General features: G+C 42.1%; 17 protein-coding genes. 7 read left to right on the top strand and 10 right to left on the bottom strand.

Annotated features, from left to right (window positions below; translation table 11 throughout):
- Positions 1–109: 109 nt before the first annotated feature.
- Positions 110–1,570 (bottom strand): sodium:solute symporter family transporter, encoded by a 1,461-nt coding sequence (locus C8D73_RS08965; protein ID WP_113077972.1) that lies wholly within the window; start codon positions 1,568–1,570, stop codon positions 110–112.
- Between the two features lie 263 nt (positions 1,571–1,833).
- On the opposite strand from C8D73_RS08965, the gene C8D73_RS08960 reads away from it, so the two are divergent.
- The 4 genes from C8D73_RS08960 to C8D73_RS08945 all read left to right on the top strand — a co-directional run bounded on the left by C8D73_RS08960 (position 1,834) and on the right by C8D73_RS08945 (position 7,181).
- Positions 1,834–3,462, top strand: a complete 1,629-nt coding sequence (locus C8D73_RS08960) for a histidine kinase (RefSeq protein WP_113077971.1) — start codon at positions 1,834–1,836, stop codon at positions 3,460–3,462.
- Between the two features lies 1 nt (position 3,463).
- Positions 3,464–4,204, top strand: coding sequence for a LytR/AlgR family response regulator transcription factor (locus tag C8D73_RS08955; RefSeq protein WP_170123198.1), 741 nt, complete (start codon positions 3,464–3,466; stop codon positions 4,202–4,204).
- Between the two features lie 145 nt (positions 4,205–4,349).
- Positions 4,350–5,519 (top strand): iron-containing alcohol dehydrogenase, encoded by a 1,170-nt coding sequence (locus C8D73_RS08950; RefSeq protein WP_113077969.1) that lies wholly within the window; start codon positions 4,350–4,352, stop codon positions 5,517–5,519.
- 102 nt (positions 5,520–5,621) lie between these two features.
- Positions 5,622–7,181: a hypothetical protein gene (locus C8D73_RS08945; RefSeq protein ID WP_113077968.1), complete on the top strand. Its 1,560-nt coding sequence runs from the start codon at positions 5,622–5,624 to the stop codon at positions 7,179–7,181.
- Positions 7,182–7,244: 63 nt separating this feature from the next.
- Here the strand turns inward: C8D73_RS08945 and C8D73_RS08940 are convergent, their stop codons facing one another.
- The 7 genes from C8D73_RS08940 to scpC form a co-directional block, all read right to left on the bottom strand.
- Positions 7,245–8,507, bottom strand: a complete 1,263-nt coding sequence (locus C8D73_RS08940) for an Nramp family divalent metal transporter (protein ID WP_113077967.1) — start codon at positions 8,505–8,507, stop codon at positions 7,245–7,247.
- A gap of 163 nt (positions 8,508–8,670) precedes the next feature.
- Complete coding sequence (nrdG, locus tag C8D73_RS08935) at positions 8,671–9,198, bottom strand: anaerobic ribonucleoside-triphosphate reductase activating protein (RefSeq protein ID WP_113077966.1); 528 nt, start codon at positions 9,196–9,198, stop codon at positions 8,671–8,673.
- 16 nt (positions 9,199–9,214) lie between these two features.
- A complete protein-coding gene (nrdD, locus tag C8D73_RS08930; protein ID WP_021717521.1) occupies positions 9,215–11,341 on the bottom strand; it encodes an anaerobic ribonucleoside-triphosphate reductase in 2,127 nt (708 codons plus the stop codon).
- Between the two features lie 365 nt (positions 11,342–11,706).
- Complete coding sequence (locus C8D73_RS08925; protein WP_113077965.1) at positions 11,707–12,147, bottom strand: PaaI family thioesterase; 441 nt, start codon at positions 12,145–12,147, stop codon at positions 11,707–11,709.
- A 24-nt stretch (positions 12,148–12,171) separates the two neighbouring features.
- A complete protein-coding gene (locus C8D73_RS08920; RefSeq protein WP_021717519.1) occupies positions 12,172–13,536 on the bottom strand; it encodes an MmgE/PrpD family protein in 1,365 nt (454 codons plus the stop codon).
- Positions 13,537–13,578: 42 nt separating this feature from the next.
- Positions 13,579–15,231, bottom strand: coding sequence for an acyl-CoA mutase large subunit family protein (locus tag C8D73_RS08915; RefSeq protein WP_021717518.1), 1,653 nt, complete (start codon positions 15,229–15,231; stop codon positions 13,579–13,581).
- Between the two features lie 33 nt (positions 15,232–15,264).
- Positions 15,265–16,764 (bottom strand): succinyl-CoA:acetate CoA-transferase ScpC, encoded by a 1,500-nt coding sequence (gene scpC, locus C8D73_RS08910; RefSeq protein ID WP_113077964.1) that lies wholly within the window; start codon positions 16,762–16,764, stop codon positions 15,265–15,267.
- Positions 16,765–17,204: 440 nt separating this feature from the next.
- Here scpC and C8D73_RS08905 point away from each other — a divergent pair, with 440 nt between their 5' ends.
- The 3 genes from C8D73_RS08905 (at position 17,205) to C8D73_RS08895 (ending at position 22,895) form a co-directional block, all read left to right on the top strand.
- On the top strand, positions 17,205–18,086 hold the full coding sequence (locus C8D73_RS08905) for a LysR family transcriptional regulator (RefSeq protein WP_021717516.1): 882 nt from the start codon (positions 17,205–17,207) through the stop codon (positions 18,084–18,086).
- Positions 18,087–18,116: 30 nt separating this feature from the next.
- Positions 18,117–19,214, top strand: a complete 1,098-nt coding sequence (locus C8D73_RS08900) for a Coenzyme F420 hydrogenase/dehydrogenase, beta subunit C-terminal domain (protein WP_113077963.1) — start codon at positions 18,117–18,119, stop codon at positions 19,212–19,214.
- A gap of 147 nt (positions 19,215–19,361) precedes the next feature.
- Complete coding sequence (locus C8D73_RS08895; protein ID WP_113077962.1) at positions 19,362–22,895, top strand: hybrid sensor histidine kinase/response regulator; 3,534 nt, start codon at positions 19,362–19,364, stop codon at positions 22,893–22,895.
- 55 nt (positions 22,896–22,950) lie between these two features.
- Here the strand turns inward: C8D73_RS08895 and C8D73_RS08890 are convergent, their stop codons facing one another.
- A complete protein-coding gene (locus tag C8D73_RS08890; protein WP_021717513.1) occupies positions 22,951–23,265 on the bottom strand; it encodes a helix-turn-helix domain-containing protein in 315 nt (104 codons plus the stop codon).
- Positions 23,266–23,301: 36 nt separating this feature from the next.
- Complete coding sequence (locus tag C8D73_RS08885) at positions 23,302–23,544, bottom strand: helix-turn-helix domain-containing protein (RefSeq protein WP_021717512.1); 243 nt, start codon at positions 23,542–23,544, stop codon at positions 23,302–23,304.
- Positions 23,545–23,747: the final 203 nt, after the last annotated feature.

The following is a 23,747-nucleotide window of genomic DNA, read 5'->3' as shown; positions in this document are numbered from 1 at the left end:
TTTTTCTAAAAGGATATATGAAACTATAAGTGTCAATACACAACCTACGGCCCAAACTGTTAGCATCGGACTTGCCCACAACATTTTTCATCACATCCTTTACTTTTGATCACATTTCTGTTATTCGCTGTTTCTTTTTATTAGAAGACAGTAGCCACATTACCGCAAAACTGACGATCAACCCCCAGGCACCGGCTGCCATAACGCTTTTTTCAATATTAGTAAACAGATAAACAACCATGTAAGTTGCTTCTCCTGCAATCGCTCCCCAGATAGCGGCAGTAGCATTAATACGTTCAGGCCAGATAATAGCAATCAGCATCGGTGCTAATGTAGCTGAAGCGACACCAGAAATGCCAATCCAGACCATGACTCCCATAAATTGCGGTGGATGCAGTGTCATCAAAACACAAATAATCCCAAAAACTGCCGGCAATATCTTCGTCATCATAAATGCGATCCTCTGAGCTTTTTCCTGCGGAATATTTATGATTTTACGTTTAACCAACGTTTTAATAAAAAGATCATTAGCAATACAGGTTGTCATAACCAAAAGCAGACCACAGGCTGTCGACATCAATGCCGCTACAATCGAAACCGCAAGCAGCGTGCTGATAATGGGATGAAAATAAGCTCTGACATATTCTACTACCGCATAGTCAGGCTGCTGCAGATCAGGATTCAGTGCCAGCATATACAAACCGCCAAAAATTACCAACATACAGCAGAATGAGGCAACAATCCAAGTCCAGATCATTTTTTTCATATCTTTAGGATCTTTTAATGCTAAAATTTTTGTCAGCAGCTGCGGTTGTCCAGAAAAAGCAAATTCAATCAAAATAACACCGAAAACAGTAGCGTAGCTGTACATATGTAATGATTTAGGATTAATGACCGCAGTCAACAGTGGATCACGCGCAGCAATGATCGTACTGACTTCTGTAATGCCGCCCTTGAAGAAAAAGAATCCTGACAAGAAAACAATCACACCAGCAAACATCATCAAACAAGTCTGACCAATACTTGTATAAACATCCGCAAACAAACCACCTAAAGTGACATAAACAATAGTAACTACAGTTACCGCAATAACGGCAGTACTGTAATCAATATCCAAAAGGCCTGATAAAAGCGTACCGCCTGCCGATAATTGACCAGCCACATAAAACATCTGAATCATAACGATAATAGAAACCAACGCCCTCAAAAAGTCACTTTTATACATTTCTCCCAGCCAGTCCGGCAATGATAAAGCTTTAATTTTAGTGTTACTGTCACGCACACCTTTTGCAATAACGATAAACCCTAATGTAGACCCGCCAAAAATAGCTAAAAATATCCATAAAGCGGAAGCCCCCCAGGCGTAAGCGTATCCGACATACCCCAGAAAAGTAGCAGCACTAAAGAAAGAGGCGGCAAAAGCCAATCCTAATGATATCGGTCCCATACTTTCGCTGGCAACCGCAAAATCACTTAACCCTTTTATTTTTTTAGAGCCAATAAAACCCACATAAATAACAAATATCGTATAAAGAGCAAACCCAACATAAAGACACGTTTTCAAATCCATAATAAATTTCTCCTTTCGCGCTTATTAGCTACTATCCCCCTTCCATAATAGAATGGATGCATTTCTTGTATGTATAACTAAATTTTTATATAATGAACTTAATCTGATAAATTCAACCAATTTCCTAAATTTAAAATAACATAAAATGCAACTTTTAGGATAAAAATGAACTCAAGATGACAAAATCTGCAATAAGATGCATGATTTTGCCTTTATAAGGAGCAATTCATGCTGAACTTTCTTTACCAAACAATGAGTCATTTATGGTTTGGACTAGCAGTATTTTTAATTATTTTCTTTATCTGCAGCCGAACCGCGTTTTTTCAAACAACCTTATTTCAACAAAATTATTCGTTAAAAAACAAGCTACATATTATTGCGTTTTTTCGTTGCTAGGCATCCTCAATACTTACTGGTCTTTATATGGCGAAAGCTGGCTTATCAACACCAGTTCCATCTTTATTATCGTAGCTGGTCTAGTCAGCGGTCCTTTAATCGGTTTCTGTACAAGTCTGCTCATCTCTGTTCACTATGTTTTGTTTATCCATACCAAAGCTGCTCTCGTGAGCGGCTGCTTTTTCCTAGTAGAAGGGCTACTGGCAGGACTTTTATCACACTGGTTCAAACAAAAAAAAGAACTGCTGCCTCACGCTATCGGCGTAAGTTTTATTTTCGCTTCCAGCCATATCATTTTACTCGCCTTATTTTGTTATCCCCACACATTTACACCATCAATTGAAGATTGTGCTCTCCAGGTAATGATCACGACAGCTTTAGGTACCGGTTGTTTTATCGGTCTTATCATGGACAGTTATAAACAGAAGGATATTCTTGAAGGGCTGGCGGCAAAAATTGCACTGAATGTTACTAATAGTTCAATTTCTATTTTGCAGAATGGTTTCGATCAAAATGCCGCCCAAAAAATTACGGAAAGCATCCTGCAAAACGTCAAATCCTTTGACGTTGTCTGTATTACCTCTAACTATCAGCTGCTTGGCTGCGCAGCCTGTGAACAAGAACAGCCATTTCTTGACTACCTGCAGAGAGACCTGGAAACACTGCTATCAGAAAAATTTTGCCTGAACAATAAAAAGCTTACTGTACTTACTTCTTATCAGGCTTTGCCGCTGGCAAACGATACTGCCACGATTGGTTATCTTTGTGTGGGACATATAGTTGCAGAAAAAATGACTGCCTTTGAAACAAAGCTGGCTGAAGGTATCGCAACAATGCTTTCTACGCATATCGAAATCAATCAGATCAAAGAACGTACTAAACTGCTGGCCAATGCTGAAATAAAAGCTCTACAGGCACAGATCAATCCGCATTTTTTATTCAATGCCCTAAATACGATCAGCTATTATTGCAGCGTACAGCCTCAGACAGCAAAAAAACTTATCAATTATCTGGCTGATTATTACCGCCAAAACCTTGCTGATCCAAATACATTAATTTCCCTGCGGCAGGAACTGCAGCACATCAATGCCTATATTAATATTGAAATAGCACGTTTCGGCGACAAACTAAAAATAAATTATGAAATTGATGACACAGCCTTTTTTAAGGTTCCAGCCCTGATTTTACAGCCAATAATTGAAAATTCTGTCAAACATGGTCTACGGTCAAAATTAGATGGCGGCACTATCACTATAACAGTCAGCCAAGATACAGAATATTTTTTTATATCCGTGCATGACGATGGCATTGGCATTCCTGAAGCAAAACTGGCTTCGCTGCTTCTTGATATCCCTGGCCGTAAATCCATTGGCCTGACTAATATACATAAACGTCTAATGGCAATTTACGGCCCGGACAACGGTCTTCATATAGACAGTACATATGGTACAGGTACTACCGTCAGTTTTAAAATACCAAAGCAAGAGGAGGATTGAAATGCTAAAAATAGTTATCGCAGATGATGAATTTCCGTCCCGCCAAGAACTGCGAGCCTTACTGGAAACTAACAGCAATTTGGAGATCATTGCTGAATGTGAACATGGAGAGGCAGTACTTGATTATTTTTCAAACAATACTGCTGACGCTGTTTTTTTAGATATTGAAATGCCAGTATTAGACGGACTGGCCGTTGGCGAGAAACTTAAAACTTTGCCCAACCCTCCGAAAATAATTTTTTCCACAGGCTTCGATCAATTCGCAGTACGAGCCTTCGAACTTGAAGCTTTCGATTACATTCTTAAGCCCTATACTAAGACACGCCTGCAGGCAACTGTTATAAAATTGCAAAAAGTTTTGCAGAATCAATCTCAGCAGCAGTTGCCATCCCGCTGTAATTTTCCTATCAAGCTCTCTATTTGGAACAACAATAAACTTTTAGTCTTTAATCCCAAAGAAGAAATTTATCTTATCAAAACAGATACCAGTAAAAAAATACTGATCTATACCAATAAAGGTATTCTGGAATCAAACCTGCCTTTAAAAACTTTGGAAGAAAAACTATGTCCCTGCGGTTTTTTGAGAACTCACAAAAGCTATATTGTCAATATGAATAAAGTGCGCGAAATCATTCCCTGGTTCAATGACACTTATATACTGACCGTTGAAAACTGCCTGGAAAAGGAAATTCCCGTATCACGGCACTTTATTCAAAGTTTTAAAACTTTCCTCAATTTATAGCCATTTGGGTTCCCAACTCCATTTACTAAATGTTTCCTTAAATTTACAATTATTTAACTTTTTATATTCCTACTAACCTTGTAGAATTTAGTTAAAATGTTATAATGAAAGTATCAAGGCAAATTATTTTAGGAGGTGTCAAGCTATGGCACGATTTACTTTACCACGTGACATTTATTATGGCTCGGGTGCAATCGACGAATTAAAAAATCTGAAAGGCTACAAAAAGGCAATGATCCTCACCGGTGGCAGTTCTATGAAACGGGGCGGTTTTTTGCAGAAGGTCGAAGATATCCTGCATGAAATCGGTGTGGAAACCCAGCTTTTCGAAGGCATCGAACCAGATCCGTCTATCGAGACCGTCTTTAAAGGTGCCGCAGCCATGCGCAAATTCCTTCCTGACGTTATCGTCGCTATCGGCGGCGGTTCACCTATAGATGCGGCGAAAGCCATGTGGGTCTTTTACGAGCACCCCGAAGCAACCTTTGAAGAAATCAAGAAACCTTTCAATATACCCAAACTCAGGAATAAGGCTATTTTCGTAGCAATTCCTTCTACAAGCGGTACGGCAACAGAAGTAACTGCATTCTCGGTCATTACTGATTACTCTACTAATATAAAATATCCGCTGGCAGATTTTGAAATCACGCCGGATATTGCTATTTTGGATACCGATATCCCTCTGACCATGCCGAAAACTTTGACTGCTCATACAGGTATGGATGCTTTGACCCATGCAATCGAAGCTTATGTCGCGTCTGCACGCAGCGATTTCTCTGACCCGCTGGCACTTAAAGCTATTAGTGATATTTATGACAGTTTGATTGACAGCTATTATGGTGATAAAAATGCACGAGGCAAAATGCATATTGCTCAATGCCTGGCTGGGATGGCTTTCTCGAATGCACTTTTAGGTATAGCCCACAGCCTGGCCCATAAAACCGGTGCGATGTTCGATATCCCGCACGGCTGCTGTAATGCGATCCTGCTACCGTCTGTTATCCAATATAATGCCAAAGTTTGTGCTGACAGATATGCAACTATAGCGCGTATGCTGGGACTTACCGGTAATACAGATAAACAGCTGACTGATGCACTTATCGATTCAATCAAAGAATTGAACAAAAAACTTGGTATCGCCCAAACCTATAAAGAAAACGGCGTCAGCGAAGAATTATTCAAACAACATATAGATGAAATCGCCGCCAATGCAGTATTGGATCCCTGCACTGGTTCTAATCCGAGAAAAATTGATGCTGAAGGTATGAAGAAGGTTCTGACCTGTGCTTATTACGGTGAACCCGTAACATTCTAAAATAAACAGCAAAATACCCTGCTCAGGCAGGGTATTTTTTTCTGTCAAGAATAGCCTTATATGGTATAATAGGCATAATTTTAAAATTAAGGGATGAACTTTATGGATAAAAATGAACACAGTATTTTTGCTTATGTAATGGATCAGCTAGATGAAAATGGCATCTATCAAGGAGGTGCCTTGATAGATGATCCGACTCCGTCATTACCACGGCCATTAGGAAGCGATGATGCCTATATATATACTGCCGAAATGCCGCCTGACTTGCCAGGTGCTGAAGCCGTCTGCAGTATGCTGCTGGCTTATGCTGATGAACCTTCTGCTACTGCAAAAGCGGTTCTTGAAGAAGCATTGATAAAAATTTTATGTGTCAGTGTTTGTGATCCGCTTGTAGAACTGCTGTCAGAAGACGAAGTTCCCGAACCACTGCTTGCTTTAGCCGAAGACTGGCTGTATACAGCGCATAAACGTGAGCTTGTTAAATATGCAATCGTCATCTTAGCAGTCTTTGGACTGGAGAAGCTGCGCAAAGAACATTCCGAAAACCTTTGGGATGATTTAGTCGATCTTTGCCGCTGTGAAGAATTCACTTTTTTCCTTACCTTTGCCTACCGTATCAATAATATTGCACCACAGGACGAGCTATGGGAACTTGTTCGCTCTACCAGAGGCTGGGGACGTATATTCACCCTCTATGATCTTGAATGCACTACAGAAGAAGAAGAAATTTGGCTGCTTCGGCACGGTTGTGAAATCGAAATCGATTATGCTCCGATTTGTCTGGTAGTAATGCGTAAGGGACAGTTATTACACCATTTGCATAAAGAGCAGCTGGACTATAAAACTTACCGTGGCTGTCTTTTGATCATTAATAATTTTATTATGATGCTTGACCGTTACTATATTGGAAACAGTGATCCAACTTATATTGATATCAGCGGTATCGATTCTAAGACTCTGATCAGCGAGCTTCTGCGCCATGCTGAACGATATGATAAAACTCCTGCTGACCTGATTGGAATAATAAACATTTCCATTGGACTGCAAAAGCTTATCACCGACAGCAACTGGGCAGCATTACCTTCTAACGCCAGCCACGAACTGGTAAGCCGCTGTGAAAAACTGATTTACAGCCGCGACTGGTATGAGGAAGTGCAAGCACAATTATTCAAAGAAGATGGCAGCGTAAATTACACTACTGCTGAATTTGCCTTTGAACTGGATATTGATATATGGGAACGTCTTTTCGATTATCTTAAGCAGCACCCTCTGGAAAGTGCTTTGTTTCCTTATCTTCTAGGCTTTGAAAACGATGAACGTCCCCAGAAAGTATTGACTTTTATCGAAAAAAACATCAATACCTATACACAATCAGAAACAGCGCTTTTGATCCCGCTGAAATACCTGGAAACGCACCCTGGTACCGGAGTTCCTATAGTCACAGCCGCTTTGACCTCTATTTACGATTGGCCGCGCGGCGCTGCTTCTATCATTCTTGAAGAATGGGGACACGAACAGCTTACACCAGCATTGCGGGCGGCACTTATCACAGCACGCAGACTTAGCCAGCATCCGTTGATTACTATGCGCATAGATGCCTTACTGGAAAATAAACCGTTCAGCGTTGCTACCATGCTGGAGCAGCTGGGCAATAAAAACTGACAGATTAATAATTAAAACGGTTCAGCTAAGCTGAACCGTTTTAATTCATACCGCATCATTATTTTATTGCAAACTAACATATAAAAGATACAAATTGAGTGCTGTAACAATAAATCCTACCGCATAAAGCAGACCTTTAGTAAAAGGCTTATTAGCATAAGTCCCCATTACTTTTGGTGAAGAAGTGAGCCAAATCTGCATAAATACAGTCAACGGAAGCTGCACACTAAGCAGCATCTGGCTGACGATCAATCCCCAGAAGGGATCATTGATGAAATATAAAACGATAACAGCAGGAACAAATGTCAGCAGCAAACCAACACGTGAATGAATATCCTTCATATCGTAAGATTCACCGAACATACCTGAAAAAATAGTAACACCTGCCATACCCGCCGTTGTTGTAGAAGCAATCCCTGCAAAAAGCAGTGCTATTGCAAAAATATGTGCTGCATTCTCACCTAAAAGCGGCACCAGCAGCTCCTGAGCCTGCTGTAATTCACTGACACTAACTCCATGAACAAAAAATGTTGCAGCGGCCAGCAAAATCATGGCACTGTTGATTGCCCAGCCGATACTCATAGAAAATAAAGTATCGACAAATTCAAAACGCAGCTGTTTTTCCATCAATGCCTTATCTTCCAGGTTCCAATGCCTGCTTTGAATAATTTCAGAATGCAGAAATAAATTATGCGGCATAATTACAGCACCTAAAATACTCATTACCACCAGCATCGAGCCTGCTGGAATATTAGGCACAGTCCAGCTGACAACGGCCTGCGGCCAATCAACATGTACCATTGAAATTTCAAATAAATAAGACATGGCAATAACAGAAACAAAACCCGCTATCCATGTTTCCAAACGACTGTAGGAATTTGTCCACAACATCAGTGTGCAAACGACAGCGGTAATCACAGCACCAGCCATAATTGGAATGCCAAACAACATATTAAGTGCAATCGCCGCACCCAAAATTTCAGCTAAAGCAGTTGCCTGCGCCGCCATAATAGCAGTAACCAGAATTGGACGTGAAATACGCTTAGGTAAAAATCTTGTCGCTGCTTCCGATAAACATTCACCTGTGACGATGCCCAGATGAGCTACATTATGCTGCAGCAAAATCAACATCAGAGTTGATAACGTTACGACCCACAGCAAAGAATACCCGTAATCGGCGCCGGCCGCCAAATTAGCAGCCCAGTTTCCTGGATCGATAAATCCCACCGTTACCAAAATACCAGGTCCGATAAAACGCAAAAGTTCTTTCGCTTCTTTACTTTGCTTGTGAATCTGTGAAAGTTTATTTTTAAACACATTTAACATGCACTTCACTCCACATCAAAATTAAAATTATTATCTATTGATAATATTATAAAGCTATTTAATTGAAGAGACAAGCTACGCAAATTATATATTTTAATTATTTAGTTACGATATCATACAAAAAACCCCTCCCATATTATTATATGTGGAAGGGGTTTTAATTTTAATAAGCTTCTGACCATAAAACCAGTTCATCACCATACAGCGATTTTTTTAAATCAATAACGCGCTGGTTAGAACTGCCTCGAAAACGCAGATTGGGATTTTTTAAATCGAGCTTAAATTCGCCGTCTACTAAAACGTCTATATAAGAAAGCAACTCCTCAGTAACCGGCCAATCACATAAACGACCCGTAAGAAGATCCTGTTCAAAATCATACCCGGTATAACACCAGATCGTTTTTTCAGGATAAGCCTTACGTACCTTACGCAGCAACGGCAAAAGTGCCTGTTGATTAGACGGCTCAAAAGGCTCGCCGCCCAAAAGCGAAAGCCCGCGGATAAACCAGGGCTCCAATCCTCTGACGATTGTATCTTCCTCTGTTTCTGTAAAAGGAGCACCATAATTAAAGTCCCATGCTTCCGGGTTAAAACACCCTTTGCACTGGTGAGTGCAGCCGCTGACGAACAGCGACACACGCACTCCCGGCCCATTGGCGGTATCATGGGTCTTTATCGTAGCGTAATTCATTTATAACGCCTCCCGCTTACAGATGCAGGACGCGGGATTTGATTTCTTTAGTCTTACCCACGTTCCAGAAATTTTCACCTAAATAGCCACAAGTACGGCGAGTAACATTCATTAAAGTCTGATTTTTATTACCGCAGTTAGGGCACTCCCATTCCAAATCATCGTTTATGATAATCTCACCATCAAACCCGCACACATGGCAGTAATCTGATTTAGTATTAAATTCAGCATATTGAATATTGTCATAAATAAAGCGAACAACATCTTCCATTGCTTCCAGGTTATGGCGCATATTAGGAATTTCAACATAGGAAATAGCGCCGCCCGAAGAAATACGCTGGAACTGGCTTTCAAAATTGAATTTACTAAAGGCGTCGATATCCTCACGAACATCTACGTGGTAAGAATTAGTATAATAGCCTTTATCCGTTACATCGGCAATAGTACCAAACCGTTCTTTGTCAATACGGGCAAAACGATAGCACAATGATTCAGCAGGCGTACCATATAAGGCAAAACCTAACCCTGTTTCTTTTTTCCATTTATCACAGGCAGCACGCAGATATTTCATCACGCGCAAAGCAAATTCTTCCCCTTCAGGTGTTGTGTGGCTGACATCTTTCATTAACTTAGTCATTTCGTACAAACCAATATAACCGAGTGAAATAGTAGAATAGCCTTTTTCCAGATATTTATCAATAACTTCGCCTTTTTCCAAGCGTGCAATCGCTCCATACTGCCAATGTACAGGACTGACGTCACTGCGAATACCCTTTAATGAGTTATGACGGCACATCAAAGCTTCATAACAAAGCTGTAAGCGTTCATCCAGCAATGGCCAGAATTTTTCTTCGTCGCCATGTGCCAAAATAGCCACCTGAGGCAAATTCAAAGATACGACACCCTGATTGAAACGGCCTTCGAATTTGTAATTGCCTTCGTCATCCTTCCAGGCAGCCAAAAAACTACGGCAGCCCATCGGTGCGAAAACATTTCCTTCATAATTCTCACGCATTTTTTTAGCAGAGATATAGTCAGGATATAAACGTTTAGCGCTGCATTTTACAGCCAGCTTAGTAATATAATCATACTTGCCGCCCTTCAGGCAGTTATGTTCATCAAGCACATAAACCAGCTTCGGGAAAGCAGGCGTTACAAAAACGCCTTTATCATTTTTAATGCCTTCCAACCGTTGCCGCAGAATCTCTTCTACTATCATTGCATTTTCTTCCAGATATTCATCGTCCGCCTGCAGATTAAGGAAGATAGTGACAAACGGAGATTGTCCGTTTGTTGTCATCAAAGTATTAATCTGGTATTGAATTGTCTGCACACCGCTGCGCAGCTCATCCTGCAAACGTCTTTTTGTAAGGCGCTCTACAACTTCATCAGCAACACTGTCACCGACCTCAGCTTTGATCGTCAGTTTGAATTTTTCATAGCTGCGGCGCAGATATTTGCCTAAATGACGAATATCGACAGACTGCCCACCATACTGGCTGCTGGCTACTGAAGCGATGATCTGAGTCATTACTGTACAAGCCACCTGAAAACTTTTCGGGCTTTCGATCAGTTTACCGTTCATTACAGTGCCGTTATCCAGCATATCGCCAACATTGATCAGGCAACAGTTGAAAATAGGCTGTACGAAGTAATCAGCATCGTGAAAATGGATAGCGCCCTCATCATGGGCTTTAGAAATCTTCTCCGGCAGGATCAGACGGCGGGTCAGGTCCTTGGAAACCTCGCCGGCAATCAGATCGCGCTGAGTAGAAGCCATAACAGCATTTTTATTAGAGTTTTCCTCCATAACATCTTTATTACTGTTACGGATCAGAGATAAAATGGATTCATCAGTCGTGTTAGCCTTACGCACCAAAGCGCGAGTATAGCGGTAAATAATATAAGACTTGGCCAGGTTGAATTTCCCCTCGTCCATAAGCTGATGCTCTACCATATCCTGTATATCTTCAACCAAAAGACGCATGCGGTTTTTACTTTCCACATAATGAGCGATAGCTTCGATACGTTCCTGATCGATACGGTCTTCCGGTTCGACTACCTGATTTGCTTTCTGGATAGCAACTATAATCTTGCTGCTGTCAAAATCGGCAGTACTGCCATCACGTTTGATTACTTTCATAACTGACGCCTTCTTTCATAATTTCTTATCGTTAACGCCAAACAAAAATTATTATTTATGCGTAAAATTTACATTATCATCATAGCACAGCGCATTGTTAATGTAAAGCCAAAAATTACTAGATGTTGTGTTTTATTTTGCACATGCAACCATATTTGGTAGAAAACTTTCTTTTGCAATATTTAAACAAGGTCTCAAAAATACTACTTTCGGTATCGAAATAAACACAAAAAAGACGGCTTAAGCCGCCTTTTTTAGAAAATCACAGCAAACTGTACACTCTTACAAAATTGCCTTCTGCTAATGCCCAAACAGCAATATTTAACTGCAACGACACAACAACCGAATAATACTCCCTGCTCTTATTACCATTTTTCAGGAATCCCAGCGAATGTATCCACTACAATCATCGCCGCTGTAGCCTTAGCCACCAGGATATCATTGTCCAGATCGCGCACTTCGATATTGATGGTTACCAATCTGTCGTCAGCGTGTGTTATCCGTGAAGTAGCGCTGATCGTCGTACCAACCGGTGCGCCTTTGATAAAATCTGTAGCAATAGTTGATGTCACTACCCTTTTACCTATCGTTGCACCTGCAATGCCTGTAGCATTATCAGCCAGCGTTGCAACCAGTCCTCCATGCGCCATACCATTAAGATTAGCATGCCGCTCAGGATCTACTTTTACTGCAACTGTAGCGCTGCCGCAAGACATATCTACGATGTAAATACCGCACTCCTGCATGAAATTATTATGCGAATAAATTTCGCTGACCTTTGCTTTGATCTTTTCCGCTTCAACCACAGGGAGTTCCTCCTTAACGCCGTCTTATGCCAGACATTCAGCCAGGTCTGCTGCAAAATCTGCGCTTGCTTCCAGATTATCGATAAGCCCGCACAGCTTGGCTGTTTTTTCTTCGCCGTAAACAGGAGCAGCCAAAGACATAAATTTTGCAACACTTTCATCCCAGCTCATCGGATTAGGCGGATCTCCTTTCGGAAAATCTACCTGTAACTCCAATACTCGCCCATCTTTACAGCGAACGATAAGCTTTGATGCCAGTTTTGCAGCATCAGCAGCATGTACCGCCTCGATCGCAGCATCACGCATGACCTTGGTCTTCGCCATCAAGCTACGGACTTCAGCATCACCAATAACTTCCGTCAGGAAGCGATCAACACCCATATCGCCGTATTTGAGCATCCCGGCAACACAATATTGGATACTGAACTTGCAGCCATACGGATTTTCAGGCTGAGGATTATTGATCAGAAAATCAGTGATCTCATTGACTAAAATCTCTATCGCTTCAACATCATCAGGCTTCAATCCATGCTCAGTACGCAGCACCTGCATCGCATACAGCGCGGCATGAGAATGTTTACAGCAGGCATAAGGTTTGAACGAATTATTATCAATCTTATATATACCATCATTCAGCCCATCCGTCAATTTTTCCAAATGCGGCTCTGTGACCATAGCCCGGCAAAAGCCTTTTTCTCCTTCCAATATCTTTGTCGCACCAGTAAAACCAGCACGGGCCAGATATGCTGAAAGTACGCCGGCATATGAACTTTTACCGGCATGCAGAGTTTTGCTCATTGCGCCCTCTTTCAAAAATTCCCACAACCCTGCCGCCTGTGTACCAGCACTGCCAAGACATTGCAGCGTCGCAGCCGCATCAAGACCTAAAACCTTCGCTGCCGAAGCGGCAGCGCCTAAGGTACCTGCTGTACCGGTAGTATGCCAGAAGAAATAGGACTCAGGGATAACGGATTCGCCTACGCGGCCGCCAACCTCATATCCTGCTACTACAGCTGCCAACATATCTTTACCGCTTTTATGCTCCGCCTCAGCAATGGCAAATACCGGCGGTACAACTACTGTAGCCAGATGTATAATAGATGGATTATGAAGGTCATCAAAATCAAGTGAATGGGAAGCGCTTCCATTACAAAATGCAGCATTTAAAGCAGTAGTTTGTTCCGTCTGTCCAGCCAAAACTGTAGACTGTGCCTTACCCCCGCCATCCAGCAGCAACTTACGAATGATTTGGATAGGTTTTTCCTGCGAACCGCGAATACAGACTCCCAGCCAATCTAAAATACACTGCTTTGTAATCCGAACTGTTTCCGGACTCAATTTATCATATTGTACGCTTGCCACAAAATCAGCCAATGCTTTCGTTGTCATAACAATCAACTCCGTTCTTTCACTCACAACCTGTCAGTCAGATCAGAACATGGAACCGTCCTGTCTATATTCTCCGAATATTTCTTTCATCACGCCGCATATTTCTCCCAAAGTGGCATAAGTTTTAACAGCGTCAATCAGATAAGGCATCAAATTTTCTTCGCCGGCGCAAGCTTGCTTCAGCGCCGTTAAAGCAGCATCGACGGCTTTCTGATCACGTCCGTCTTTCATCTTTTCGACTTTGGCAATCTGGCGTTCAGCAACACTAAGGTCAGCAGTCAGAACATCCTGTTCCGCCAGTTGTTTATTATCAACAAACTTATTAACACCGACAACTATAGACCGTTTAGTTTCGATATCGCGTTGATCTTCATAAGCATGAGCCGACATTTCCCCCTGCATATAGCCTTGCTCGATAGCAGCTACAGCACCGCCCATAGCATCAATTTTCTTGATATATTCATAAGCTTCTGCTTCCATCCTATCCGTCAGGGCTTCTACATAATAGGAACCTGCCAGCGGATCAATAGTATCGGTAATACCACTTTCATAAGCCAGCATCTGTTGAGTACGCAGTGCCAGAGTAGCCGACTCTTCAGTTGGCAAAGCAATCGCTTCATCATAAGCACAGCAGGCCATAGACTGAATACCGCCTAAAACGGCAGACAACGCCTGCCAGGTAATACGGGCTACGTTATTAAGCGGCTGCTGAGCAGTCAGAACACTGCCGGCAGTATGCACATGCACACGCAGCATCTGTGCTTTCGGTACTGTAGCACCATAACGTTCTTTCATAATGCGCGCCCACAAACGGCGTGCCGCACGGAATTTAGCAACTTCCTCAAACATATTAAGTCCGGCAGTAAAGATCCAGGAAATACCAGGAGCAAAATCATCTACCTTCTGTCCGGCCTTGATTGCCGCATCAATATAAGCCATCGCATTAGCAAATGCAAAAGCGATTTCCTGTACACAGGAAGCACCGGCTTCACGAATATGGTAAGCACCTACGCTGATCGTATTCCATTTTGGAATACTCTTAGAGCAATATTCAAAAGTATCTGTAATCAGCCGCATCGAAGGCCGTGGTGGGAAAATATATGTGCCACGGGCAATATATTCTTTTAAAATATCATTTTGAATGGTGCCTTTTAATTGTTCCGGCTTAACACCCTGCTGTTCGGCAACAGCAACGTACATCGCCAAAAGCACTGCAGCCGGGCCGTTAATAGTCATAGAAGTACTGACTTTATCCAAAGGAATACCTTCAAAAAGCTTTTCCATATCAGCCAGCGAATCAATAGCCACGCCAACTTTACCGACTTCACCATGCGAAAGCTCCGCATCGGAATCAAGTCCGATCTGTGTCGGCAGGTCCATAGCTACCGACAGGCCGGTTTGACCTGCTTCCAGCAAATATTTATAACGGGCATTGGTTTCCTCGGCTGTAGCAAAGCCTGCATAAGCGCGCATCGTCCACAACCGCCCACGATACATAGTCGGCTGTACGCCGCGTGTAAAAGGGTATTGTCCAGGGAACCCGCTTTTAGAGCAGTAATCAAAACCTTCTACATCCAAAGGAGTATACACGTGTTTTTCTTTAAACTCTTTTCTTTCAGGAAATTTGGCATTAGCTTTAGCAACCTTTGCTTCATAATCCGCCAGCCCCTGTTTGATTTCTTCATAATTAGTCATGTCATTGACCCCTTTCTCATTCCGCTCCGCTGTTTACAGCATAGTGCCGGTTTCATAAAATTTTTTCTGCATATCGAAACAATGTGCCAAATCAATTGGCATATGGGCGTTTTTTTGTTGTGCAAACCTCAGATATTCCAAAAGCTGCGGCCGAAAATCAGGATGTGCGCAGTTATTTATGATAGCTTTAGCACGTTTGACGGGACTCAAACCACGGATGTCGGCCACACCCTGTTCAGTAATAAAAACCATCGTGTCATGTTCAGTATGGTCTGCATGAGTGACCATAGGTACTACACTGGAAATCGAGCCGCATTTCGCTGTAGACGGCGTTGAAAAAATCGTAAGGAAACCGTTACGCATATAATCACCGCTGCCGCCAATACCATTCATCATCGTGCAGCCCATAACATGCGTTGAATTAGCCTGCCCGTAGATATCAAATTCCAACGGCGTATTCATGGCAATAACTCCCAAACGCCTGATAACCTCGGGGTGATTACTGATATCAAGCGGTCTTAAAACAATACTCTTATGATACAAATCAGGATCTTCCTTGTACATCTCCCAAACCGAAGGCGAAGGAGTGAACGCGCAGCCGGAGGCTTTAGCGATCTTGCCCAGCTTGATCAGACGGAATACAGAATCCTGTAAAATCTCGGAATACATTTCCAGATTTTCAAATCTGGATTTGGCCAGTCCTAAAAGAACCGCATTGGCAATACTGCCGACACCGGACTGCAAGGGCAGCATTTTCTCCGGCAAACGTCCCATCTTTTGTTCATACTCTAAAAATTCCACCAAATTCTCAGCAATTTTGATGCTTGCTGCATCAGGAGCAGTCAAGTCACGCACATGATCCAGAATATCAGACTCCACGATACAATCGATACGATCGATACCGCATTCTACATAAGGTTTACCTATCCTGTCCCCCGCATGATAAATTGGAATCTCAGTTCTATTTGGCGGGATCGCCGGAATATAGATATCATGCATACCTTCCAGATTCAAAGGAATCGAAGTATTGACTTCGATAATGATTTTCTTCGCATGCTTCACAAAAATCGGCGCATTACCAACACCAGGACCTAAAATAATATTACCTTCTGCAGTAATTGCCGTAGCTTCAATGATAGCTACATCTACATTACCAAAAAACCCATAATCTACCTGCTGTCCGAAATGGCTCAAATGTTGGTCCACATATTCAATCTTGCCTTCATTGATGCCCTTTTTCATGCTTTTGTTGGACGCGGCATAATACGGCATCCTGCCTTTTATAGCGCCAACTGCCGCCAACTCCTCTTCAATTTCCGGACCAACAGAAGCGCCACTCCAGATATTGATACGGCAGCGTTTACCTTCTTTGATAGCTTTGGCTAAAGCTATCGTTGTTTTTTTAGGATAGCCGGATGGGGTAAAACCACTGACGCCCACATTCATTCCATCAGTAATCAGCGCCGCAGCTTCTTCCGGAGTAACGATTTTGTCAAACAACTGCGGATTTCTTAATCTCGTGCTGTCTAACATTTTCATCCCTTCTTTCCCAGATTTAAATTTCTCATACACCTTTCTTCACTTTCAGTATAATTCCGGAAACTTATAACGTAAAATACCAAAAAGCAATAGAAAATATTAATTTATTTGATATGTTTAAATTTGGTTTTCGAGTTTAAAATTACACTTTTCTTTATTTCTATTCATAAAATTCAATTGATGTAATATTACTTTTATAAAAAATTCATTCTAACAACATTTGCCATTTTCATTGACAATATCTATCTTTAAACATCAAAATAATTGATATAATTTATAAGTTTTATTTATATGCTTATCTAAAGTTATAAAAATTTTTTCAGAAAAAGATAGGTTTAAGCTGCTTTATCATCTATAATGTAGTTAAACGATAAACAAACTACAGTTAGCTTAAACTTAAATTTATATTGCCAGTAACAGGAGGAGAGCAGACTATGGACATGGAATATTACCGCAATTTTATTGCCATCGTCGAAGCAGGAAGTCTTTCAGCGGCATCCAAGCGCGTACACGTTGCCCAGCCGGCCCTCAGTAATCAACTGAAGCTGCTGCAGAAAAAATTCGGCACTCAGCTAGTCAATATCCGTCGCGGCGTACATAATATAGAATTGACCAATGCCGGCTGCATTCTTTATAACAAAGCTAAATATCTCTGTTCGCTGGAAGATGATACCCAACGGGAAATATCGGACTGCGTCAACGGCTATACAGGTACTCTGCGAGTCAGCCTGTCGCCTTCGATGTCGATTTCCTTTATTCAAACTTACCTCAGCAAATTTTCCAAAGAATATCCGCAGATCAACTATGAGCTGTACGAAGTTTCCATCTTGGAGCAAATCAATCAGATGCTGACCGGGAAAACGGAGATTGGCGTTGCCAATGCTCCGCTGACACAGGAAAGCCGGTTTGATACTATCTATACCAAGCAGGAGCGCCTTGTTGCAGTAATGCACAAAGACAATCCCTGGCTGCCGGCAGACGACAAAGCTCTGCTTTTGGCACATATGGAAGATATGCCCATCTGCCTGTCACGCGGCTGTTCGACTTTATTTTTAAACGTTTGTTCCGATTCCATGATCTTCCCGCAGATCCTGAGCATTAATTCTACTAAACTGTCTACAATAGCCTGGGCAAAAGAAAATGCCGGCATCGCCGTCGTACCGGCTTCACCGGGTGAAATTTTTGACAACGATCTGATTTGCAAGATCATCCGCGATGACAGACTATTCCTTAATAAAACGCTATCTATTGTTAAAGGACGTCCACTTTCCAATGTCGCCCAACTGTTTTTAAACTATTTTTCACAGCATTCCTAAGCTTCAAAAATTGTTTAAGAAGGTGAAATTATGATTACCATTACCAACAAAACCGACTGCGGCGGCTGCGGAGCCTGTGCCAGTCGCTGCGTGACCTCCTGCATCACTATGGCACCAGACGAAGAAGGCTTCAATTATCCGCTGGTCGATACTGACAAATGTATCCACTGCGGTTTGTGTGAACGCGTTTGTCCTCTGCTGCACAAACCTCAACCTCATGAGATTTTAGCTGTTATCGGCTGTAAAAATAAAAACGAAGCCGTTCGCTTTGTCAGCTCCAGCGGCGGTTTTTTCTCCCTCGCTGCCGAAAAAATCCTGGGACGTCAGGGGACAGTCTTCGGGGCGGCCTTTGACGACAACTGGCACGTTAGACATATCGCTGTCACAAGCGTCAATGCAATGAATAAATTACGCGGTTCCAAATATGTACAAAGCGATATCAGCACTACCTACCAGGACGCCGAAAAACTGCTTCAGGCAGGCCATACTGTTTTATTCAGCGGTACGCCGTGCCAGATCGGAGGCTTGAAAGGATATCTGCGTAAAGACTATGAAAGGCTTTATACCATTGACGTAGTCTGCCATGGGGTTCCCAGTCCCAAAGTCTACCAGAAACGACTGGACGAAGTCACCGAGCTTTCGTCATCACCGGTAATAAAAGTCAATTTCCGCGATAAAACTCCCGGTTGGAAACGCTTTAATATCGTTTTTCAAACTGAAAACCATATCTTTGCAACACATAAACGCCGCGGTCCATATATGCGTTTATTCCTGAATAATGTCAGTACTCGCCCTTCCTGTTCCGACTGCGCTTTTAACAATAAACACAGCCTGGCTGATCTGACGATAGCCGACTATTGGGGCGTCAATAAGCATTTCCCGCTTTTTGATGACGATAAGGGTGTTACGCTGGTCCTCGTCAATACAGAAAAAGGCGCCGGACTTTTTGCAGATTGCCAAAGCGAGCTGGAATGCCAGCAAACAGACTTTAAGCGCGGCGCCGAATACAACGCCGCTTTGTCCAAAAAAATGACACCCCATCCTTCCCGACAATTGTTCTTTGCTGAGTTGGATCACAAAAGCCTTTCTGCCTTAGCCAACGAAATATTAGGTACTGCTGAAAATTAAAACAAACTCCCTGGGCAAATATGTCCAGGGAGTTTGTTTTAATTGTAATAATCACCACAATATTTGTTTCACTTTATTATATTTTTATATTATAATTAGTTTATAAAAGTTTTCCTTCAATTATAAAGGATACGGAAGGTATTTATAATGAATTCCGAAAGAAACGTCCTCAAACTTATCAACGATATCAGTAATCTAACATTATTCGTCGTAGATCAGTCAACTCTGCAGATACTTTACTGCAATCAGACTGCTGCAAAAGCAGGTTTCAGGAGAGGTGTATTCTATCATCCTGACACTCTCAGCTTTGATGCCGTCAATTTTCATCAGGGTGATTATCAGTATTTTGCTGAAAAATCTATTTTAGGAAGCAACGTAGATGTCCGAGTGAAAAGAACTCTTTGGGACGATGAGGGCAGACAGATTCCTGCCTTAGCAATCTCTGTCACACCTCATATTTTTGCCGGCGAAGTCAAGATCAGGCACGACCATTCCAAAGATCTCCTGCAGGGCATCGATGTTCTCTTTGACGAATATGTAGTTATTGATCTTGTCGACGACCGTTATATTTCTCCGAAGCTCGGCCCTTGTGCTTCGGCATTTCCTCATGCCGGCGACTTTACTCAGGCCAATGATCTTTACGGTAAAATGCTTATCCATCCTGAAGACCGGCAGAAATTCTGGGAACTGACTTCAACAAAGAGCCTGCGTCAGAATATGCCGCAGGAAAATATGCATATCGTTGGCGAACTGCGCCGTCTTGTTGCGCCAGATAGCTTTGAATGGATTGAAACTCATCTCGTATCTACTATTGATGCTCAAACCGGGCACCTGAAAGTATTATGGTGCTACCGCAATATTGAAAAACAAAAACAATTTGAGTTGAGCCAACGCGAACAGACCGCCTGGATCGCTCAGTTAAGTGAAGAATATTATGCAGTTTACCTTGTTAATCTAAGTAATAACACTTTACGCGGCCTGCGTGTGCCAGAACAGTTCAAAAAAATCGTACATATGGAAGAATGCTATGATAAACAGTTTTCTATGTATGTAAACGAATTTGTAGACCCTAAATGGCAGCAGACACTCTTAAAAATTACCAACAGCACCTACATCATTGACCAGTTTGCCAACGATAATAACCGGATTGAGCATATTTTTAAAAATAAGCAGGGGTTTTGGCTCAGTGTCAAGATCATTCCGGCACCAGGCTACTCTGACGCTTATCCTTATGCGGTACTGGCCTTTGAAGACCTGACCCAGAAAGTCGAACATTCACTCAGTGAAAAAACTGCCAAAATGGCAGTTGCGCATATGTATGCACTGGCAATCAGCGTCGATATGGAGCATCAGGGTTATAACTGTATCCATTATTCGGAAGAGATACTCTCGCTGCAAAAACGTGGCCGTTACCGTGATTTCTATGCCCAATTCCACCAACAGCTGCTGGACAGTGATAAAGCGCTTCTGTCAGGCATCTTTGATGCCAAACTTTACAGCAGACAAACCTATGCCGAAGGTGAACTGCGTATTTGGGATAAAAACAAAAAACTTCACTATTATACCTATTACAGTACCAGGATATCTACAATCGAAGGCGAAAAAATCATGCTGCTGCTGCGTAACATCGACGATAAAAAACAGCAGGAACATGAACTTGCATTACTCAGCGCCGACAGAATGCGCCATCATAATATCGCCAATGCGCTGGCTGAAATGTACTATGCAGTCTATTATGTCGACCTGCAGGAACATAGATTTTATATTCTGCGGCTTACCGAAATCATCACTGCCAATATGCTGAAAGGATTAGAAGATCATACCGAAGCCTGGACTACCTTCGTCAATAATTTTGTTCATGTGAAATTCCGCAAACAGTTATCAGAGGCTTTTGCTTTAGAAAATATTTATACAACATTGACTCAAAACAATAAAAACTCTGTCGAAATAGAGTTGCTGCGGCGTTTTGCCAACGACAAATACGAATGGGTACGTCTGGAAGCTCAGGCCATTAAAAATACCGAAGGAACTATCACAGGCTGCGTTATCGCTTTCCGGAATATCCATACACAAAAACTGGCCTACGAAAGACAACAGCAGGCATTAAAAGCTGCCCTGCTTTCTGCCGAAAAGGCCAATACCGCCAAAAGCGCTTTTTTGTCAAATATGAGCCACGATATCCGTACTCCAATGAACGCCATCATCGGTATGACTACAATCGCGCAGCAATACCTGCACGATCCTGTTCGTATTAACAGCTGCCTCAGCAAAATCGAGCTGGCTTCCAATCATCTTTTAGAGCTCATAAATGATATTCTCGATATGTCTAAGATCGAAAGCGGCAAATTATCACTTAAGGAATCGCCGCTCAATCTGGCTGAGCTTATTCACAATCTGATCTCACTCATCAATCCACAGTTAAAAGAACACCAGCACGAACTGCATGTAGAGACATATAATATCAGTGACGAATATCTGCTGGGTGACACTGTACGCCTTAATCAAATCTTCACTAATATCCTCAGCAATTCTATCAAATTTACGCCTCGAGGAGGAAAGCTCAAACTCGAGATCAAGCAATTAACGCTGGCGCCAACAGGGTATGGACACTTTCGTTTTGTTTTCAGCGATAACGGCATTGGCATGGACCAGGAATTTCTGCCGCACCTGTTCACTCCCTTCGAACGTTCCCAAACCTCAAATACTGATAGTATTGAAGGCACAGGCCTGGGTATGGCTATCACTAAAAATATTGTTGATTTGATGGGTGGTACTATTGAAGTCACCAGTGCTGCAGGCTCTGGAACCACCTTTACAGTCACCCTGCCACTGAAGCTGGCTGACAAGCAGCCCGTCCCGGTTTCTGCCATTCATTCCGAACTGCAGGCCCTGGTCATCGACCATGATCAAACTTATGCCTCTAATATCCTGCAGCAGCTACAGCAACTGCAAATTACCGGTCAAGCAGTACACAGTCTTAAAGAAGCAAATAACAAACTAGCAGCTGCCATAAAAACAAGCAGTGACTATACGACAGCAATCATAGTCTATAACCCACAGCTGGATCTGGAAACAATGTTAAACGGATTACGCCAACTGTCATCAACATTAAAGATAGCTTTGGCAATCACCTTTTCCGATCTCAGCCAGACCATTAAAGACTATTCTTTTGACGCACTCCTGATTCTGCCTCTGTTTGCTACTAACCTTGCACAGGTACTCAACAAAATGCATCAGACAAACACAACCAGAACACAGCATCTGCTGCCATCTGCTGCTAATGAACCTAACTGCAGCGGCAAGCGGATACTTCTTGTTGAAGACAATCCGCTCAATATGGAAATCGCCTGTGAGTTGATTGGTATGACCGGTGCCATGATAGAAGAGGCCACTGACGGTGCTGCAGCACTGACAAAAATTGCTCAGGCACCTGAAAACCATTACGATCTTGTTTTCATGGATGTACAAATGCCTAAACTCAATGGGTACGATGCAACCAAAGCAATCCGCAAACTATCACGCAAGGATGTAAAGAGCCTACCGATCGTTGCTATGACTGCCAATGCCTTCCTGGATGACATCAAAAAAGAACGTGAAGCAGGAATGAATGCTCATATTACCAAACCGTTTCATCTAGAAGAATTATTTGCCGTCATCAGCGAATGGCTGCAATGCAAATAATTATCATAAAAAAGGCTGCCGCAATTAAAAACTGCGGCAGCCTTTCGTATTTTGTTTACATCACTTCTACTCTTTTTTGTTTCAAAACCTTCAACAACAAAGCCAGATCCTCAATATCGTAACCGTCATTATTTACTTCCGGTACAACATGTCCCTGTAAAACACTGCCAAGCAGCGTATCTACACTGCACTTAAAGAAATGCGCCAAACGTAGCAATACCCTCAGACTGACACTGACGCGGCCGTGCTCAAGGTTGCTCATATGCGTCTGCGAAACATCTAAACGCTGAGCAAGTTCACTTTGACTGATACCGTGTCTGATACGCATTAACCTGATATTCTTACCAATTTCCTTATAATCGGGATTCATAAAGATACCTCCTTCATCACCTGTTACTAAATAAATTTATTTTTGCGCCGATTCTGTTCCTGGCGGCAGATCGCTGATAAGTTCAGCCGGATCTACCTCAAGTGCCTGTGCAATAAGAAAAAATACTTCCAAACCGCATCTGGCAGCACCACGTTCTATTTTTGATATATAGGAACGGGTCAAACCGGCTTTAATAGACAATGCTTCCTGACTTAAACCTTTCAGTCTTCTGTAATATAAAATATTTAAGCCTATACTTCTATATTTCTCAGCAAACATGACTTTTTTCACCTTAACAATTAAACTTTTATAGATATTGGTTTTATACTTATTATCTTACAAAAAAAATGCATTTGCTGTATAAAATACAGCACATACGTGCACTATATTACTCATTTATACAAAATAAAATTATACATGCAAAGAAATTATATGTCTTTAAATATGTAAATGCACTTAAAATTAATGAATTTTATTATTTT

The sequence above is a fragment of the Phascolarctobacterium faecium DSM 14760 genome (assembly GCF_003269275.1).
Lineage (GTDB): Bacteria > Bacillota > Negativicutes > Acidaminococcales > Acidaminococcaceae > Phascolarctobacterium > Phascolarctobacterium faecium.
This window is presented reverse-complemented; position numbering and strand designations above follow the sequence as displayed.